At 68.3% G+C, this 17,207-nt stretch carries 15 protein-coding genes; 14 read left to right on the top strand and 1 reads right to left on the bottom strand.

Annotated features, from left to right (window positions below; translation table 11 throughout):
* Positions 1-119 precede the first annotated feature (119 nt).
* From ACVCMI_RS11620 to lipA, 6 genes are all read left to right on the top strand, one after another.
* On the top strand, positions 120-533 hold the full coding sequence (locus ACVCMI_RS11620; protein WP_447098736.1) for a CC0125/CC1285 family lipoprotein: 414 nt from the start codon (positions 120-122) through the stop codon (positions 531-533).
* A complete protein-coding gene (locus tag ACVCMI_RS11615; RefSeq protein ID WP_395118920.1) occupies positions 530-982 on the top strand; it encodes a hypothetical protein in 453 nt (150 codons plus the stop codon). Before ACVCMI_RS11620 ends, ACVCMI_RS11615 begins: the two co-directional genes overlap by 4 nt.
* A gap of 76 nt (positions 983-1,058) precedes the next feature.
* Positions 1,059-1,817 (top strand): hypothetical protein, encoded by a 759-nt coding sequence (locus ACVCMI_RS11610; RefSeq protein ID WP_447098737.1) that lies wholly within the window; start codon positions 1,059-1,061, stop codon positions 1,815-1,817.
* Positions 1,818-2,361: 544 nt separating this feature from the next.
* Positions 2,362-3,138 carry a TenA family transcriptional regulator gene (locus tag ACVCMI_RS11605; protein WP_447099447.1) on the top strand — a complete coding sequence of 259 codons (777 nt, stop codon included), beginning with the start codon at positions 2,362-2,364 and terminating at the stop codon, positions 3,136-3,138.
* A gap of 70 nt (positions 3,139-3,208) precedes the next feature.
* Complete coding sequence (locus tag ACVCMI_RS11600; protein ID WP_447099448.1) at positions 3,209-5,965, top strand: putative bifunctional diguanylate cyclase/phosphodiesterase; 2,757 nt, start codon at positions 3,209-3,211, stop codon at positions 5,963-5,965.
* A gap of 104 nt (positions 5,966-6,069) precedes the next feature.
* Positions 6,070-7,047, top strand: a complete 978-nt coding sequence (gene lipA / locus ACVCMI_RS11595) for a lipoyl synthase (protein ID WP_447098738.1) — start codon at positions 6,070-6,072, stop codon at positions 7,045-7,047.
* 46 nt (positions 7,048-7,093) lie between these two features.
* Here lipA and ACVCMI_RS11590 read toward each other — a convergent pair whose 3' ends face one another.
* Positions 7,094-8,893 (bottom strand): M24 family metallopeptidase, encoded by a 1,800-nt coding sequence (locus tag ACVCMI_RS11590; RefSeq protein ID WP_447098739.1) that lies wholly within the window; start codon positions 8,891-8,893, stop codon positions 7,094-7,096.
* A gap of 143 nt (positions 8,894-9,036) precedes the next feature.
* Between ACVCMI_RS11590 and ACVCMI_RS11585 the strand changes: the two genes are divergently transcribed.
* From ACVCMI_RS11585 to truD, 8 genes are all read left to right on the top strand, one after another.
* The gene (locus ACVCMI_RS11585) at positions 9,037-10,710 is read left to right on the top strand and encodes a CTP synthase (RefSeq protein ID WP_447098740.1); all 1,674 of its coding nucleotides are present in this window, start codon (positions 9,037-9,039) and stop codon (positions 10,708-10,710) included.
* An 84-nt stretch (positions 10,711-10,794) separates the two neighbouring features.
* Positions 10,795-11,628 carry a 3-deoxy-8-phosphooctulonate synthase gene (gene kdsA, locus ACVCMI_RS11580; protein ID WP_395118894.1) on the top strand — a complete coding sequence of 278 codons (834 nt, stop codon included), beginning with the start codon at positions 10,795-10,797 and terminating at the stop codon, positions 11,626-11,628.
* Between the two features lie 143 nt (positions 11,629-11,771).
* The gene (eno, locus tag ACVCMI_RS11575) at positions 11,772-13,070 is read left to right on the top strand and encodes a phosphopyruvate hydratase (protein WP_447098741.1); all 1,299 of its coding nucleotides are present in this window, start codon (positions 11,772-11,774) and stop codon (positions 13,068-13,070) included.
* A gap of 15 nt (positions 13,071-13,085) precedes the next feature.
* The gene (gene ftsB, locus ACVCMI_RS11570) at positions 13,086-13,415 is read left to right on the top strand and encodes a cell division protein FtsB (RefSeq protein ID WP_395118890.1); all 330 of its coding nucleotides are present in this window, start codon (positions 13,086-13,088) and stop codon (positions 13,413-13,415) included.
* Positions 13,412-14,110: a 2-C-methyl-D-erythritol 4-phosphate cytidylyltransferase gene (gene ispD / locus ACVCMI_RS11565; RefSeq protein ID WP_447098742.1), complete on the top strand. Its 699-nt coding sequence runs from the start codon at positions 13,412-13,414 to the stop codon at positions 14,108-14,110. The genes ftsB and ispD overlap by 4 nt, the downstream gene beginning before the upstream one ends.
* The gene (ispF, locus tag ACVCMI_RS11560; RefSeq protein ID WP_447098743.1) at positions 14,107-14,580 is read left to right on the top strand and encodes a 2-C-methyl-D-erythritol 2,4-cyclodiphosphate synthase; all 474 of its coding nucleotides are present in this window, start codon (positions 14,107-14,109) and stop codon (positions 14,578-14,580) included. Before ispD ends, ispF begins: the two co-directional genes overlap by 4 nt.
* Entirely contained in the window at positions 14,577-15,971 is a 1,395-nt protein-coding gene (mgtE, locus tag ACVCMI_RS11555; protein ID WP_395118885.1) for a magnesium transporter, read from the top strand. Before ispF ends, mgtE begins: the two co-directional genes overlap by 4 nt.
* 161 nt (positions 15,972-16,132) lie before the next feature.
* On the top strand, positions 16,133-17,143 hold the full coding sequence (gene truD, locus ACVCMI_RS11550) for a tRNA pseudouridine(13) synthase TruD (RefSeq protein ID WP_395118883.1): 1,011 nt from the start codon (positions 16,133-16,135) through the stop codon (positions 17,141-17,143).
* Positions 17,144-17,207 lie beyond the last annotated feature (64 nt).

The raw sequence follows: 17,207 nt of genomic DNA, 5'->3' as shown, positions 1-17,207 counted from the left end.
ACCGGGGTGGCCGTGCATCATCGCGCGGCACGCGTCGGCGGATACGCATCGAGGCGGCTTTTCGCCGCGACAGGCTGGCGAGGGAACGGGGGAAGGGGATGGGAAGAAGGATGTGGGCGATGGTGGCCGCCGTGCTGCTTGGCGGCTGCGCCACGGGCTATCACTCCGACAAGGGGGTGATCCGCGGTTACACCGGCGGTTACTGGGAGCAGCCCGGCCCGGGTGAACTGCTCAAGGTGGGTTTCTCCGGCAACGGCTACATCGACCGCGACACTACCCACGCCTATCTGATGTACCGCTGCGCCGAGCTGGCGCTGCAGCGGCACAAACGGTATCTCCGCCTGTACGAATCGCTGCCGGATGCCATCCGCGACCGCCCCACCATGGACCTCACCGTTGGCCGGGTGGCGGGCGACATGGGCGACTGGGTGTTCGTGCTGTTCGACCAGGACTACTCCGCCGGCGACCTCGACGCGGGCGAGATCGAGAAGCGCTACGTCTCTTATGTCCATGCACAGGCAGGCCACCGATGAGCGCCGATCACGTCACCCGCCGGCTGCTGACCGCCGTGGCCGCTGCCGTTCTTGGCGGCTGCGCGGGGCTGCCGATGTACCAGCCGGCGGCCGGCCAGCCGCTGGCCACGATCAAGCTGTCGCCGAACCTGGCCAGCCAGGCGATGCCGCTGAGTTTCTGCGATGGTCGCCGGTGCTACGACCTCAAGAGCAGCCACGGCGAGCTGCAGGTGCCGACGGGCGAGCGCCTGATGCTGTTCAAGGTGCTGGTGGCCAGCGGCTACCAGCGGATGTATTCGTGTTCGCCCGACCTGACCTTCGTGCCCTATCCGGGCGTGGTCTATTACGCGGACTTTGCGTTGCGCGCGGAGCACTGCGTGCTGGGCCTGTATCGCGATGCGCCGGCCAGCCGCGTGGGCATCCTGTTCGAGCCGACCGTGCGCGCGGTGCCGCACAAGCACGCCGGTTGAACTGCCGGCGGCGCCGACCGTGTGCGCGCCGCCCGGGCAGGCGATACTGGCCGCCCCTGGCGACCGGAACCGTACCATGACCTCACGCGTGATCCTTGCCGCGCTGCTCGCCGCGCTCGCCTTGCCGGCACTGGCCCGGGCCGATGCCGTGTCCGACCTGCGTGCCACCTTGGGCAAGCTGCAGCCGGCGCAGCCGCTGCTGGCCACGGCGCGCGTCAGCAGCACGGTGAAGAAGGAAGACGGCAAGATCGAGCGCGCGCAGCTGCAGCTGGGCGTGCGCAGCGGCACCGATGGCCTGGAGCTGCATTTTTCGCCGGAGCTGCTGCAGCGTGCCGCGGCCGAGGCGGCGGTGAACGCGAAGAACAAGGATGCGCCGACGCCGGTGCAGGACCTGCTCGGCCAATTGAGCCCGGTCAACGTGCAGCCGATGGTGAATTACGCGCCGGTGCTGCTGCGCCAGCTCGACGGCGCGACCCTGGCCAGCCAGCGCGACGACACCCGCAACGGCAAGCCGGCGCGCCTGCTGGTGTTCGACGTGCCGATGCCGCCGTCAGCGAACAAGGAGATGTCGGTCAAGAAGTACGTCGGCCAGCTCAGTGTGTGGCTGGGCGCCGATGGCGTGCCGGTGGCGGTGCGCAACATGCTGGCGATCAAGGGGCGCAAGCTGCTCATCAGCATCGAGTTCGGCACCACCACCGACTACGCGTTGCAGCAGGTCGGCACGCGCCTGCTGGCGGTGTCGCGGCGCACCGAAGAAAACCACTCCGTGTTCGGCCACGACGGCAGCAGCGTGACCGAGGCGGTGCTGGCGCCGACGGCGCCGTCGGTGCATTGACGGGACCGCGAACGGCGTTCCTTCGGCTAGTCACCATCCGCGGCTCGGCTCGCGCGTCGTCGCCATCTGCGGCATAGTTCCCGCGGGGGTGTCCATGCAATCGACCGGGCAGGGCGACGACGACAAGAGGCTTCATCGGTATGCCACCGTCGGGGTGCTGCGCTGATGCGCCCGGCCGGCCGATGCGGCGCGAGGCGCTGCCGCGGGTCCTGTGCGGCGACTCGGCCGCTGCGGCGTGGTCGCCGTCAGCCCACTCTCGAACCCCGCGAAAACCGATCCGGGTCCGGACGTCCAAACGATGCCGGGTGGCGCGGATGCGTGGACTGCGACATGGTATCCACACTGCAACCGCTGCAGGCGGCACGATGGTCGCGCGCGAGTCGGGCATTGGCCCGGGTTCGTGCTGCCGGTGGCCAGTGCGGCCGATGCATGAATTTTCGTGGTGTCGCCGAAGAAGGCGGCGCCCGATCGAGGCCGGCAGCAATCCAGCGCACGGTCAGGCAATGGCGAACCACCGCAACACCCACCTGTAAGGAGATGGACGATGAACACCCGTTTTGAACGTACCGGCCCGCTCACCGAACTGACCAGCTACCCTCAATGGGCGCAGGACATGGTGGCCGATTGCGAAGCCGCCAAGCAAGGCGTCGTGCGGCACGAGATGTGGGACCTGATGAGGGAGGCTTCGCTCAGCCAAACGGCGACGCGTCACTTCATGGTCGGGATCTGGCCGGTGATCGAGCGTTTCCCGGCGTACATGGCGCTGAGCCTGCTCAAGACCCGCTTCGGCCGCAGCCCCGGCGACAACCTGGCCCGGCGCTGGCTGGTGCGCAACATCCGCGTGGAGCAGAACCATGCCGAATACTGGCTCAACTGGGCCGAAGGCGCGGGCGTTGAGCGCGAGGACGTGCTGAACGGCCGGGCGCCGCACGGCACCGGTACCCTGGCGGACTGGTGCGAGGAGATTTGCGCCAGCGGTTCGCTGGCGGCGAGCATCGCAGCCACCAACTATGCCGTCGAGGGGGCCACCGGCGAGTGGTCGCAGCGCGTATACGAAAGCAAGGCCTATGCCGAGAGCTTCGCGCCGAAGGAACGTGCCGGCAGTTTGCGCTGGCTTCAACTTCATGCCGCTTATGACGATACCCATCCGTGGGAGGCGCTGGAGATCGTCTGCACGTTGATGGGGACGACCCCGGCCGCGCACGACGTGGAACATATTGCCAGTTGCATCAAGCGCAGCTATGTAAGCATGCGCATCAGCATGGATCATTGCATCGGCACGCGTTACGAGTTGGAGGCCCTGAGGGAAGCCGCCGCCTGACGTACCGAACTGCAGCAACCAAGGAGCACGCAGTGGGTCACAAGGCACCAGTCATGGTAGAAGGGGCATGATGCGCACTTCCCGAGCCACCTTGCAAAAGCCATTGTCGCGGCGACTGATGCCGCTGGCGTATGCGCTGATCGCGATGGTGGGGCTGATGCTGGCCTTGACCTGGGGCGCGTTGCAGATCCAGATCACTCTCGCCGGTTTCCTCAACGGCGAGAGTCTGTGGTCCAAGGCGCAGAAGCAGTCGGTGATCGACCTGGAAGCCTATGCGATCAGCGGCGACGCCGCGGACCTGGCCGGCTTCAGGCGCCACTACGCGGTAGTGCTCTCCGATCGCTGGGCCCGCGACGCGATCGCCTCGGGCCAGTTCGACCACGACAAGGTCGCCCAGGCGTTCGCCCGGGGCAGCGTGATCCCCGATGCCATCCCCGGGATGATCTTCATCCTCCAGCATTTTTCGTCGGCGCCGCATATCAGCGAGGCGCTGCGCGCCTGGTACTCGGTCGACGACGCCATTACCGAGCTGGACGAGATTGCCGGCGAGTTGCAACGCGCCTACGCGGCCGGTGGCCTGCCGCCGGCCGAGCAGCTTCGCCAACGCAGTCGCATTCATGAGCTGAACCGATTCATCGAGCCGCGCACCAACGTCTTCTCGCTCGAGGTGGCGCGTGGCGCCTCGTGGGTCGGCAAGCTGCTCTTCGGTGGCGTGGTCGCGGTGACCCTGGTCGCCGTGCTGCTGTGGCTGGGCATGGCGCGGCGCATCCTGGAAAGCATCCGCGGCAGCGAGGAGCGCTACCGGCTGCTGTTCGACAGCGCCGCCGACGCGATCGTGATGATCGACGAAGGCAGCGGGCGCATCCTCGACGTGAACCGCACGGCGGCGGCCTGGACCGGGCGCAGCGCGAAGGAGCTGATCGGCGACCGCTACGTGCACCTGTTCCTGCAGCCGCTGGCCGGCCAGCAGGCGGGGCGTGCCGCCACCAACGCGCTGCTGGCCGCCGACGGCAGCTCCCGCCCGGTGGAGACCCAGACCAGCGTTGCCAGCTGGGGCGAGTTGCCGGTGTGCCAGGCGATCATCCGCGACATCTCCGAGCGGGTGGCGATGGAACAGGAGCGCCGGGTGGCGGCCGAGGCGCTGGCCAGCATCGCCGAGGGCGTGGTCATCGCCGACGCGCAGCAGCGGATCACCTCCACCAACGCGGCGCACACCGAGCTGACCGGCTTCAGCAGCCTGGCGCTGCAGGGCCGGCGGCTGGGCGACACGCGCCGCCTGCCGGACGGGCGTGCGCTGCCGAAAGCCATCTGGGACGAGGTGGCCGCCGGCGGCAACTGGATCGGCGAGGTGCTGAGCACCCGCGCCGACGGCACGACCTATCCGGAACACTTGAGCCTCAGCGCGATCCGCAATGGCGACGGCCACGTGACGTATTACGTGGCGGTGTGCACCGACATCCACGAGGCCAAGGCCAACCAGCGCCGGCTGGAACACCTGGCCCGGCACGATCCGCTCACCGGCCTGGTCAATCGCGCCGAGTTCGAACGCTACTGCAGCGAGGCGATCGCCCAGGCCGAGCGCGAGCGGCTGGCGGCGGTGGTGCTGTTCATCGACCTGGATGCATTCAAGATCGTCAATGACAGTTACAGTCACGCGATCGGCGACCGCTTGCTGGTGAAAGTGGGCGAGCGCATCAGCCGGCAGCTCTCCGACGGCGACGTGGCCGGACGCATCGGCGGCGACGAGTTCACCGTGCTGCTGCCGCGACTGAGCCTGCGCGAGGATGCGCGGGCGATCGTCAACCGGTTGCTGGCGACGCTGTCCGAGCCGCTGGTGCTGGACGATTACGAGGTCGTGCTCACCGCCAGCATCGGCGTGGCCGGCTACCCGCTGGACGGCAACGACGCGGCCACCCTCATCGCCAACGCCGACGCGGCGATGTATGCGGCCAAGACCGAGGAGCGCAACGCGTTCCGCTTCTACACGCCGATGATGCATGCCGACAACCGGCGCCGCCTGCAGCTGGCGACCGAACTGCGCCAGGCACTGAGCCGGGGCGAGTTCCGCCTGGTGTTCCAGCCCAGCATCGAGCTGGGCAGCGGGCGCATCGTTGCGGTGGAGGCGCTGCTGCGCTGGCAGCATCCGGAGCGCGGCGAGGTACTGCCCGGCGAGTTCATCCCGGTGGCGGAGAGTCTGGGCCTGATCCGGCGCATCGACGAATGGGTGCTGCAGGCCACCTGCGCCCAGATCCAGGCCTGGGACCTGGCCGGCGTGCCGCCGATCCGCGTGGCGGTGAACATCTCCGCGCGCTGGTTCGGCCATCCATCCTTCGTCGACGGGGTCAGCCGCACCTTGCAGTCGCGCCGCGTGTCGCCGCACCGCCTGCTGCTGGAGATCACCGAGAGCGCGATGCTGCGGCTGGGCGACGACACCCAGCGCACCATGCAGACGCTGGACATGCTGAACATCGACGTGGCCATCGACGATTTCGGCACCGGCTACTCCTCGATGGCGTACCTCAAGCTGCCGGCCGTCACTTACCTGAAGATCGACCGCTCTTTCGTCACCGGCCTGCCCGGCGACGCCAACGACGCGGCGATTACCGAGGCGATGCTGGCGATGTCGCGCAGCCTGGGCCTGGTCACCATCGCCGAAGGCATCGAGACCGAGGCGCAGCACGAGTTCCTGCTGCGCGCCGGTTGCGTCGAGGGACAGGGCTACCTCTACTCGTATCCGTTGCAGGCCGAGGAAATCCAGGCGTTGCTCAGCCCCAACCAGCAGAGCGGCTCCCCCCGTCTGCGATTGGTGCCGCCACGGCGCGGTTGATCGGCATGCGGCGCGTGGCATCGACTCGGCTGCTTTGACGTGCATCAGGGCAGGCCCAGGCGTGGCGCGCGACACTGGCGGCAGTCCAGCCAGCCCGCATCCCCATGTCCAGCAACCCTTCCATCCCGGACGGCAGCAAGTTCACCAGTCCGCAGGGCACGCGTGCGGTAAAGGGCGGCCAGAAGCCCAACGCACACAGCCATGAGCCCGACGTCAGCCGCAAGCCGCCATGGCTGCGCGTGAAGCTGCCCAGCGGCGCGCATTACGAGGAAGTGGCCGATATCGTGCGCACGCACCAGCTCAACACCGTGTGCGCCGAATCCAAGTGCCCCAACATCGCCGAGTGTTGGGGCCGCGGCACCGCCACGCTGATGCTGATGGGCTCGGTGTGCACGCGCGCGTGCAAGTTCTGCTCGGTGTCCACCGGCAACCCGAACGGCTGGCTCGACCCGCTGGAGCCGGCCAAGGTGGCCGACGCGGTGGCGCTGATGGGGCTCAAGTACGTGGTGCTCACCTCGGTGGATCGCGACGACCTGGCGGACGGCGGCGCCGCCCACTACGCCGCCTGCGTGAAGGCCATCCACCTGCGTTCGCCCGACACCGCGGTGGAGGCGCTCACGCCCGATTTCGCCGGCAACCATGCCAGCGTCGCCACCGTGCTCGACGCCGGCCTGGCCACCTACGCGCAGAACCTGGAAACCGTGCGCCGCCTCACCCATCCGGTGCGCGACCCGCGCGCCGGCTACGAGCAGACCCTGGACGTGCTGGCGTTCGCCAAGCGCCACGCGCCCAGGACGCTCACCAAGACCAGCCTGATGCTGGGCCTGGGCGAAACCGACGCCGAGATCGAGCAGGCGCTGGACGACATGCGCGCCGCCTGCGTGGACGTGGTCACCCTGGGCCAGTACATGCGGCCCAGCCCGCACCACCTGCCGGTGGAGCGCTTCGTCACCCCGGACGAATTCCGTGCCTATCGCGAACTGGCGCTGGGCAAGGGTTTCGTGGAAGCGGTCGCCGGGCCGTTGGTGCGTTCGAGTTATCGCGCCGAACGCGTGCTGGAGCACAACAACCTGGGGCTGTGACCCGCGGCGCGACGGCAGGTCCATGGGGCCTGCCGCAGGGCGCGGCCTACAGCGGCGCGCAGTGGCGGTTCAGCCACTCCAGATCGGCGTCGGCCAGCAGCGGGCTGAGCGCGGCGCGGACGTTGGCGTGGTAGTCGTCCAGCCAGGCGCGCTCTTCCGGGTTGAGCAGGTTCGGTTCGAGCGCGCGGCGATCGAACGGGCACATCGTGAGTGTCTCGAAGGCGAGGAATTCGCCGAACTCGGTGCGGTCGGCCTCGACCACCACGGCCAGGTTTTCGTGGCGGATGCCGTGCCGGCCGGGCTTGTACAGGCCCGGCTCGATCGAGCTGATCATGCCCGGCTCCAGCGGCACCAGTGCGCCGCCGGGCACCGGTGCGCGGATGCCGTGCGGGCCTTCGTGCACGTTGAGGAAATAACCCACGCCATGGCCGGTGCCGTGGCCGTAATCCATGCCCGCCGCCCACAGCGGCGCACGCGCCAGCGCATCCAGTTGCGGGCCGCTGGCGCCTTTGGGAAAACGCGCGCGCGACAGCCCGATCATGCCCTTCAGCACCAGCGTGGCATCGCGGCGCTGCTCGGCGGTGGTCTCGCCCAGGGCGAGCACGCGGGTGATGTCGGTGGTGCCGCCGAGGTACTGTCCGCCCGAGTCGATCAGCAGCAGGCCCTTTGCCTGCAGCGTGCTGTGCGACTGCGGCGTGGCGCGGTAGTGCGGCAATGCGCCGTTGGCCTGGTAGCCGGCGATGGTGGCGAAGCTCTCGCCGACCCAGCCGGGTTGGGCCGAGCGTTCCTCGTGCAGCAGCGTGTCCACGTCCAGCTCGGTCAGCGTCATGCCGGCGGCGAGCCGCTGTTCCAGCCGGCGGAAACCGCGCACCAGCGCCGCGCCGTCGCGGCGCATCACGTCGCGGACATGGTCGAGTTCGGCGGCGCTCTTGACCGCCTTGAACGCCGTGCTGGGGTTGGGCGCCTCGATGCGTGTGACCTCCGGCGCGATTGCCGCGGCGATCGAGCTGACCACGCGGCCGCTGTCCAGCAGCAGGCGGTCGTCCGCGCCCAGCTCCGGCAACGCCGAGGTGATCGAAGCGTAATCGGCGATGCCGATGCCGTCGGCGGCCAGTGCCGCGACCAGCGCATCATCGAGTTTGGCGCGGCCGACGAACAAGGTGGCGCCGGCGTTGGCCTGTACCAGCAGGTGGGCGAGGAACACCGGGTTGCACTCGACATCGCTGCCGCGCAGGTTGGTCAGCCAGGCGATGTCGTCGAGGCTTGACACCAGGTGATGGCTGGCGCCGAGCTTGCGCATCGCCTTGCGCAGGCGCGCGAACTTTTCCGCGCGGGGGATGCAGGCCCAGGCCAGCGCGTGCTCGACCACCGGCGACGCCGGCAGGGCGGGGCGATCCGTCCAGATCTCGCCCGGCAGGTCCAGGTCGGTGCGCACGGTGGCGCCGGTCTCCGCCAGCCGGTGTTCGATCTGGTGCCGGGTGGCGACAGCCACGCTGTCCCCGGCCACCGCCAGCACGTCGCCGTCATGCAGTTGCTGCTGCAGCCATTCCAGATGCTCGGGCGTGTGCGGTACGCGCAGCTTCATCAGCGCGACGCCGCTGCCGGCCAGCTGCTGCTCGGCCTGCGCGAAATAGCGCGAGTCGGTCCACAGCCCGGCCTGCTCGCGACCGACAATGAGCGTGCCGGCCGATCCGTCGAACCCGGACAGCCATGTCCGTGCCGACCAGTGCGCCGGCAGGTACTCGGACAGATGCGGATCGGCACTGGGAACGAGCACGGCAGCGACGCCGTGCTGCTGCATGGCCGCGCGCAAGGCGGCGAGACGGGCGGGGACGGGATTGTTCATCCTGTCATGCTAGCAGGCGCCATCTGCCGTTTTCATGCACGCGCTGCCCCGGAAATGAACCGATGGGGTCGATTTTTCGCACGCCATCTCGCCGTCGGACGGTTCTGCAGCTAAAATGCCAATTTCCCGCACGGCTGCTTTCCATGACCCCCCTGATTTTCGTCACCGGCGGTGTGGTGTCCTCGCTTGGCAAGGGCATCGCGGCGGCGTCGCTCGCCTCCATCCTCGAAGCGCGCGGCCTCTCGGTCACCATGATGAAGCTCGATCCCTACATCAATGTGGACCCGGGCACGATGAGTCCGTTCCAGCACGGCGAGGTCTACGTGACCGACGACGGCGCCGAGACCGACCTCGATCTTGGCCACTACGAGCGCTTCGTGCGCACCCGCCTGTCCGGCAAGAACTCGATCACCACCGGCAAGATCTACGAGGCGGTGATCCGCAAGGAGCGTCGCGGCGATTACCTCGGCGCCACCGTGCAGGTGATCCCGCACATCACCGACGAGATCAAGCACTGCATCCACGAGGCCACCCGCGGCTTCGACGTGGCGCTGGTGGAGATCGGCGGTACCGTGGGCGACATCGAGTCGCTGCCGTTCCTGGAGGCGATCCGGCAGTTGCGCATCGAGCACGGTCCGGAGAAGGTGGTGTTCATGCACCTGACCCTGGTGCCGTACATCAAGGCCGCCGGCGAGATCAAGACCAAGCCGACCCAGCACTCGGTGAAGGAGCTGCGCTCGATCGGCATCCAGCCGGACATCCTGCTGTGCCGCTGCGAGGAGCCGCTGCCCGAGGCCGAACGGCGCAAGATCGCGCTGTTCACCAACGTGCCCGAATCCGCCGTGATCAGCGCGGCCGACGTCGACGTGATCTACAAGCAGCCGCTGTGGCTGCACCAGCAGGGCCTGGACGACATCGTGGTGAAGAAGCTCGGCCTGGCCGCCAAGCCGGCCGACCTGTCCGAGTGGCAGCGCACGGTGGACGCGGTGGAGCACCCGAAGGACGAGGTCACCGTCGCCATCGTGGGCAAGTATGTCGAGCACAAGGACGCCTACAAGTCGCTCGGCGAGGCGCTGCGCCACGGCGGCATCAAGCAGCAGACACGGGTCAACCTGGACTGGATCGACTCCGAGCAGGTCGAGGCCGAAGGCGCCGCCAAGGTGCTGGGCAAGGCCGACGCCATCCTGGTGCCCGGCGGCTTCGGCAAGCGCGGCTTCGAGGGCAAGGTGCTGGCGGCGAAGTACGCCCGCGAGCACGGCGTGCCCTATTTCGGCATCTGCTACGGCATGCATGCGGCGGTGGTGGATTTCGCCCGCCACGTGGCTGGCCTGACCGACGCCGATTCCAGCGAGAACGACCGCAACACGCCGAACCCGGTGATCGCGTTGATCACCGAGTGGACCACCGCGACCGGTGAAGTCGAGCAGCGCAACGACCGCTCCGACCTGGGCGGCACCATGCGCCTGGGTTCGCAGGAATGCCGGCTCAAGGCCGGCACGCTGGCGCGCGCGATGTACGGGCAGGACGTCATGCGCGAGCGCCATCGCCATCGCTACGAGTTCAACAACCGCTATCGGCAGACGTTCGAGGACCTGGGCCTGGTGATCTCCGGCAAGTCGATGGACGACCTGCTGGTGGAGATCGTCGAACTCCCGCAACAGCAGCATCCGTGGTTCCTCGGCTGCCAGGCGCACCCGGAGTTCACCTCGACCCCGCGCGACGGCCACCCGTTGTTCAGCGGCTTCGTGCGCGCGGCACGCGAGTACAAGGCCGTGCGCGTCGGCGAGAAGCTGGCGCCGGTGCAGGCGACGGCATGACGCGGCAACGCGACACCCTCGTGGCTGTCATTCCCGCGAATGCGGGCATGATGGAATCAAGAACGCTTTGAACGGGAAAGAGTCATGAAGCTTTGCGGATTCGAGGTCGGCCTCGACCAACCCCTGTTCATGATCGCCGGCCCCTGCGTGGTGGAATCCGAGCAGCTGCAGCTGGACACCGCCGGCATGCTGAAGGAAATCACCGCGCGGCTGAGCATCCCCTTCATCTTCAAATCCAGCTTCGACAAGGCCAACCGCTCCTCCGGCGAGAGCTTCCGTGGGCCCGGCCTGGAAGAGGGCCTGCGCATCCTGGGCGAAGTGAAGCGCCAGATCGGCGTGCCGGTGCTCACCGACGTGCACGAGTACACGCCGATGGACGAGGTGGCATCGGTGGTCGACGTGCTGCAGACGCCGGCCTTCCTGTGCCGGCAGACCGACTTCATCCAGAAAGTGGCGCGTGCCGGCAAGCCGGTAAACATCAAGAAGGGCCAGTTCCTGGCGCCGTGGGACATGAAGCACGTGGTGGCCAAGGCCAGGGCCGTCGGCAACGACCACATCATGGTCTGCGAACGCGGTGCCAGCTTCGGCTACAACAACCTCGTCTCGGACATGCGCTCGCTCAGCGTGATGCGCGAGACCGGTTGCCCGGTGGTGTTCGACGCGACGCATTCGGTGCAGTTGCCGGGCGGGCAGGGTGCCAGCTCCGGCGGCCAGCGCGAATTCGTGCCGGTGCTGGCGCGCGCGGCGGTGGCGGTCGGCGTGGCCGGCCTGTTCGCCGAGACCCATCCCGATCCGAGCAAGGCGCTGTCCGACGGCCCGAATGCGTGGCCGCTGGGCAAGATGGAGGCGTTGCTGGAAACCCTGCTGGAACTGGACGCCGTGACCAAGCGCCACCGCTTCCTCGAACAGGACGTGTGACCACGCCTGCAGGAGCCCGCTCGCGGGCGATGCTGTTGGGTCGGGATGACCGGACGTTCGTCTGCTGAGAGCGGGGATTCGGGATCTGTAAAAGCATCGCCCGCGAGCGGGCCCCTACGACAACACTTCACTGACGGATAACCATGACCACTCTGATCACCCGCATCCACGCCCGTGAAATCCTCGACTCGCGCGGCAACCCCACGCTGGAAGCCGAAGTCACCCTGGCCGGCGGCGGCTTCGGCCGCGCCGCGGTGCCGAGCGGCGCCTCCACCGGTTCGCGCGAGGCGGTCGAGCTGCGCGACGGCGACAAGTCGCGCTACGGCGGCAAGGGCGTGAAGAACGCGGTAGCCAACGTCAATGGCACCATCGCCGATGCGCTGAAGGGTTTCGATGCGGCCGATCAGAAGGGCCTCGACGCCAAGCTCGTTGCGCTGGACGGCACGCCGAACAAGGGCCGGCTGGGTGCGAATGCGCTGCTCGGCGTGTCGATGGCGGCGGCGCACGCGGTGGCAGCTTCGCGCGGCGAGCCGCTGTGGCAGTACCTGTCGCACGGCAAGCCCGGCGCGTTGCCGGTGCCGATGATGAACATCATCAACGGCGGCGCGCACGCCGACAACAACGTCGACGTGCAGGAGTTCATGATCCTGCCGGTCGGCATGCCGAGCTTCGCCGAGGCGCTGCGCGCCGGCGCGGAGATCTTCCATGCGTTGAAGAGCGTGCTGCACGGCCGTGGCCTCGCCACTTCGGTGGGCGACGAGGGCGGCTTTGCGCCGAACCTGCGCTCCAACGTCGAGGCGATCGACACCATCCTCGAAGCGATCAACAAGACCGGCTACAAGGTCGGCAGCGAGATCCTGCTCGGCCTCGACGCGGCCAGCTCGGAGTTCTACAAGAACGGCAAGTACGACCTCGCCGGCGAAGGCAAGCAGTACAGCTCGGCCGAGTTCGTCGACCTGCTCGCCGGCTGGGCGAAGCAGTATCCGATCGTCACCATCGAGGACGGCATGGCCGAAGGCGACTGGGACGGCTGGAAGCTGCTCACCGACGCGATCGGCGAGCGCGTGCAGGTGGTCGGCGACGACCTGTTCGTGACCAACCCGGCGATCTTCCGCGAGGGCATCGAGAAGAACATCGCCAACGCGATCCTCATCAAGGTGAACCAGATCGGCACGCTGTCCGAGACGCTGGAGGCGATTGCCATGGCCGACGCGGCGAAGTACGCGGCGGTGATCTCGCACCGCTCCGGCGAGACCGAGGACACCACCATCGCCGACATCGCGGTGGCCACCACGGCGACCCAGATCAAGACCGGCTCGCTGTGCCGCAGCGACCGCGTGGCGAAGTACAACCAGTTGCTGCGCATCGAGGAGGCGCTGGGCTCGGCTGCGCGCTACGCCGGTCGCGAGGCGTTCCCCAACCTCGGCCGTTTGCCGGGCTGAGCGGGACACGCCGCCATGCTGCGTTGGATCGCCCTGCTGTTGTTGCTGCTGTTGGTCGGCTTGCAGCTGAAGCTGTGGTTCGGCAGCGGCAGCATGCAGGAGGTGGACAGTTTGCGCATCGCGGTGAACAAGCAGACCGGCGACAACGCGCGCCTGCAGAAGCGCAACCAGGCGCTGGCCGCCGACGTGCACGACCTCAAGCATGGCGACCAGGCGGTCGAGGCGCGCGCGCGTACCGAGTTGGGGTTGATCAAGCCCGGCGAGGTGTTCTACCAGGTGGTCGAGCCCGCGCGCGCGGGCAGCTCGCCGGCCACGGCCGCATCCGCTGCGCGCGGCTCGCCATGACCGGCACCACGTTGTGGTGCGTGGTGCCGGCGGCCGGGCGGGGCGTGCGGGCCGGCGGCGACTTGCCCAAGCAATACCAGTTGCTGGCTGGCCGGACACTGATCGAACACACGCTGGCGCGCCTCGCCGCGCATCCGCGGATCGGCGGCCTGCTGGTGACGCTCGCGGTCGATGACCGGCACTGGCCGGGCCTGCGCGACGTGTGCGGCAAGCCGGTGCTGACCGCTGTCGGCGGCGCGCAGCGCAGTGAATCGGTGCTGGCCGGGCTCGACGCGCTGCCTGCGGGTGTCGGCGATGCGGAGTTCGTGCTGGTACACGATGCGGCGCGTCCCTGCGTGCGGCTGGATGACATCGGCCAGCTGATCGAGCGGGGCGGGCGAGGCGACGGCGGCCTGCTCGGTGCGCCGCTGCGCGATACGCTCAAGCACGCCGACGTGAACGGATGCGTCGCGCGCACCGAACCGCGTGAGTCGCGCTGGCGCGCGTTCACGCCGCAGATGTTCCGGCGTGGCCCGTTGACGGCGGCGCTGCGCGATGCGCATCAGCGTGGCGTGGACGTCAGCGACGAGGCGATGGCGATGGAGCTGGCCGGGTTCTCGCCGTTGCTGGTCGAAGGCGCCGAGGACAACATCAAGGTGACCACGGCAGCGGATTTCGCGCTGGCGCAGTTCCTGCTCGCAAGGACAAGTTCATGAGGATAGGCAGCGGTTTCGACGTGCACGCGTTCGGCGAGGGTGACCACCTCGTGCTCGGTGGCGTGCGCGTGCCGCACGATCGCGGCGTGGTGGCGCACTCCGACGGCGATGTGGTGATCCACGCGCTGTGCGACGCCATCTTCGGCGCGCTGGCACTGGGCGACATCGGCCGTCATTTCCCGCCCACCGACGCACGCTGGCGCGGCGCCGACAGCCGCCAGTTCCTGCGCCATGCGGCAATGCTGATGGCGCAGCATGGCTACGCCTTGGGCAACGCCGATGTCACCGTGATCGGTGAGGCACCGAAGGTCGGTCCGCATGCGCAGGCGATGCGCGAAATTCTCGCTGCCGACCTGGCCTGCGACATCGGTTGCGTCAGCATCAAGGCCACCACCACCGAAAGGCTCGGTTTCTGCGGCCGCGGCGAGGGCATCGCCGCGCAGGCGTGCGTGCTGCTGGAGCGCGCATGACCGAGATCGAGGCCCGCAGCGTCGCCAACCGGCTGCACGATCGGCTCGACACCATCGTCGAGCTGCTGCATCGTCACGAAGGCGACGGCCGCCTGCCCGCGGACGTGCTGGCGGACCTGCGCCAGCAACTGGACGAGCTGCACCCGGCCGACATCGCCTTCGTCCTCGAATCGCTGCCGCTGGACGAGCGCCTGGCGGTCTGGCAACTGGTCAAGGCCGACCGCGACGGCGAGATCCTGCTGGAAGTGTCCGATGCGGTGCGGGAATCGCTGATCGCGGACATGGATCGCCACGAGATCCTCGCCGCCGCCGAAACGCTGGACGCCGACGAACTGGCCGACCTGGTCGAAGACCTGCCCACGGCGGTGCTGCCGGAGCTGATGGCCAGCCTCGACTCGCAGCAACGCGAGCAGGTGCAGTCGGCGCTGTCCTACGAGGAGGACCAGCTCGGCGCGCTGATGGACTTCGAGATGGTCACGATCCGCGAGGACGTGAGTCTCGAAGTGGTGCTGCGTTACCTGCGCCGCTGGGAAGAACTGCCGCCACAGACCGACAAGCTGTTCGTCATCAACCAGGACAACCTGCTGACTGGCGTCCTGCCGCTGCACTGGCTGCTGGTCAATTCCCCCGAGCGCATGGTCAGCGAGGTGATGGCGCCGGACGTCAACACCTTCCACCCCACCGACGACGCCTACGACGTGGCGCAAGCGTTCGAGCGCTACGACCTGGTGACCGCGCCGGTAGTGGACGAGCGCGGCCACCTGATCGGCCGCATCACCATCGACGCCATGGTGGACGTGATCCGCGAGGAGAGCGAAAGCGAGGCGCTGGGCCGGGTCGGCCTGCGTGAGGAGGAGGACATCTTCGCCTCGGTCTGGGCCAGCCTGCGCAACCGCTGGCTGTGGCTGGCGATCAACCTGATGACGGCCTTCATCGCCTCGCGCGTGATCAGCTTGTTCGAGGGCTCGATCGAGCGCCTGGTGGCGCTGGCCGCATTGATGCCGATCGTGGCCGGCATCGGCGGCAACTCCGGCAACCAGACCATCACCATGATCGTGCGCGCGCTGGCGCTGAACCAGATCAGCGCCGACAGCGCGCGGCGCCTGTGGCGCAAGGAGATGGCCGTGGCGCTGCTGAACGGGCTGGTGTGGGGTGGCGTCATCGGCATCGTGGCGTGGCTGCTTTACGACAGTGCCTCGCTGGGCCTGGTGATGACCGCGGCGATGACGCTGAACCTGTTGCTGGCGGCCTTCGCCGGCGTCGGCATCCCGATCTGCATGACCCGCTTCGGCCGCGACCCGGCGCTGGGCTCCAGCGTGCTGATCACCGCCATGACCGACAGCGGCGGCTTTTTCATTTTTCTCGGACTGGCGACGGTGTTCCTGATGTAATCGTCACCCTTCCGGCCCGGTTTCAGGTTGTCGAACCCGAGCGTGGCAGGACGTCATTCCCGCGAGGCGCCATGCAACGGCCGAAGGGCCGGTCAAGCGGGAATCCAGCCTGCTCTTCAGTCACCCGTCAGATCGAATTCGCCCAAAGAAGCCGTTTCTCCATGCAAGAACTGCCCCATGCTTTCGGCGAACCGCCACTGACTGCCCGGCTGCGCGCCAGTCCCGAGGACTTCCTGGTCGAGGAGATCCTCGGCTACGACGCCGAGGGTGCCGGCGAGCACCTGCTGCTGTGGGTGGAGAAGCGCGGCGCCAACACCGACTGGGTCGCGCGCGAGCTGGCGAAGTTCGCCGGCGTGCCGCAGGTCGCGGTCGGTTATGCGGGCCTCAAGGATCGCCATGCCGTGACCCGGCAGACCTTCTCGGTGCAACTGGCCGGCCGGCCCGATCCGGACTGGTCCACGTTCCCGCACCCGGAGGTGAAAGTGCTGGCGGCGACGCGGCATTCGCGCAAGCTCAAGCGTGGCGCCCTGCGCGGCAACCGCTTCGTGCTGGTGTTGCGCGAGGTGAGCGGCGATCGCGCGCGGGCGGAGTCGGTGCTGCGGCAGATCGCTGCGCGCGGCGTGCCGAACTATTACGGCGAGCAGCGCTTCGGCCGCGAAGGCGGCAACGTGGCACAGGCGCGCGCGATGTTCGGTGGGCGCCGGGTGGATCGCGACAAGCGTTCGATTTTGCTGTCCGCGGCGCGTTCGCACATCTTCAATGCCGTACTGGCGGCGCGGGTCGAGCACGATGCGTGGGACCGGCCGCTGGAAGGGGAAATCTGGTCGCTGGCCGGTTCGCGCTCGTGGTTCGGGCCGGAACCGTTCAACGACGAATTGGCCGCGCGATTGGCGCGCGCCGACATCCATCCGTCAGGTCCGCTGTGGGGGCAGGGCGAGCCGCCGAGCCAGGGCGAAGCAGGAGCGCTGGAGCGCGAAGTCGCTGCGGCGAATGACGACCTGGCCAGCGGCCTGGCCGCCGCGCGCATGGATCAGGAGCGCCGCCCGCTGCGGCTGATTCCGCACAATCTCCACTGGCGCTGGCTTGGCGAGGACGCGCTGGAACTGTCGTTCGAGCTGCCCGCTGGCGCGTACGCCACGGTGGTGGTGCGCGAGCTTAAAGGCGAGGAGTGAGTGGAGATGAGTGAAGAGTGAGAGAAAGAGAAAGCACCAGCGCACCCGTTCCCTCTCTCAGTTC

The sequence above is a fragment of the Rhodanobacter sp. UC4448_H15 genome (assembly GCF_052978265.1).
Note: the sequence above shows the minus strand (reverse complement) of the source record. Positions and strands in the feature narration are given on the sequence as shown.

What these genes read in the sequence shown, in the direction of transcription:
- kdsA (WP_395118894.1), top strand. Translation starts at nt 10,795, where the DNA reads ATGAAGCTTTGCGGATTCGAGGTCGGCCTCGACCAACCCCTGTTCATG.
- truD (WP_395118883.1), top strand. Translation starts at nt 16,133, where the DNA reads ATGCAAGAACTGCCCCATGCTTTCGGCGAACCGCCACTGACTGCCCGG.
- ACVCMI_RS11610 (WP_447098737.1), top strand. Translation starts at nt 1,059, where the DNA reads ATGACCTCACGCGTGATCCTTGCCGCGCTGCTCGCCGCGCTCGCCTTG.
- ispF (WP_447098743.1), top strand. Translation starts at nt 14,107, where the DNA reads ATGAGGATAGGCAGCGGTTTCGACGTGCACGCGTTCGGCGAGGGTGAC.
- ACVCMI_RS11600 (WP_447099448.1), top strand. Translation starts at nt 3,209, where the DNA reads ATGCGCACTTCCCGAGCCACCTTGCAAAAGCCATTGTCGCGGCGACTG.
- eno (WP_447098741.1), top strand. Translation starts at nt 11,772, where the DNA reads ATGACCACTCTGATCACCCGCATCCACGCCCGTGAAATCCTCGACTCG.
- lipA (WP_447098738.1), top strand. Translation starts at nt 6,070, where the DNA reads ATGTCCAGCAACCCTTCCATCCCGGACGGCAGCAAGTTCACCAGTCCG.
- ACVCMI_RS11620 (WP_447098736.1), top strand. Translation starts at nt 120, where the DNA reads ATGGTGGCCGCCGTGCTGCTTGGCGGCTGCGCCACGGGCTATCACTCC.
- ACVCMI_RS11590 (WP_447098739.1), bottom strand. Translation starts at nt 8,893, where the DNA reads ATGAACAATCCCGTCCCCGCCCGTCTCGCCGCCTTGCGCGCGGCCATG.
- ACVCMI_RS11585 (WP_447098740.1), top strand. Translation starts at nt 9,037, where the DNA reads ATGACCCCCCTGATTTTCGTCACCGGCGGTGTGGTGTCCTCGCTTGGC.
- ftsB (WP_395118890.1), top strand. Translation starts at nt 13,086, where the DNA reads ATGCTGCGTTGGATCGCCCTGCTGTTGTTGCTGCTGTTGGTCGGCTTG.
- ACVCMI_RS11605 (WP_447099447.1), top strand. Translation starts at nt 2,362, where the DNA reads ATGAACACCCGTTTTGAACGTACCGGCCCGCTCACCGAACTGACCAGC.
- ispD (WP_447098742.1), top strand. Translation starts at nt 13,412, where the DNA reads ATGACCGGCACCACGTTGTGGTGCGTGGTGCCGGCGGCCGGGCGGGGC.
- ACVCMI_RS11615 (WP_395118920.1), top strand. Translation starts at nt 530, where the DNA reads ATGAGCGCCGATCACGTCACCCGCCGGCTGCTGACCGCCGTGGCCGCT.
- mgtE (WP_395118885.1), top strand. Translation starts at nt 14,577, where the DNA reads ATGACCGAGATCGAGGCCCGCAGCGTCGCCAACCGGCTGCACGATCGG.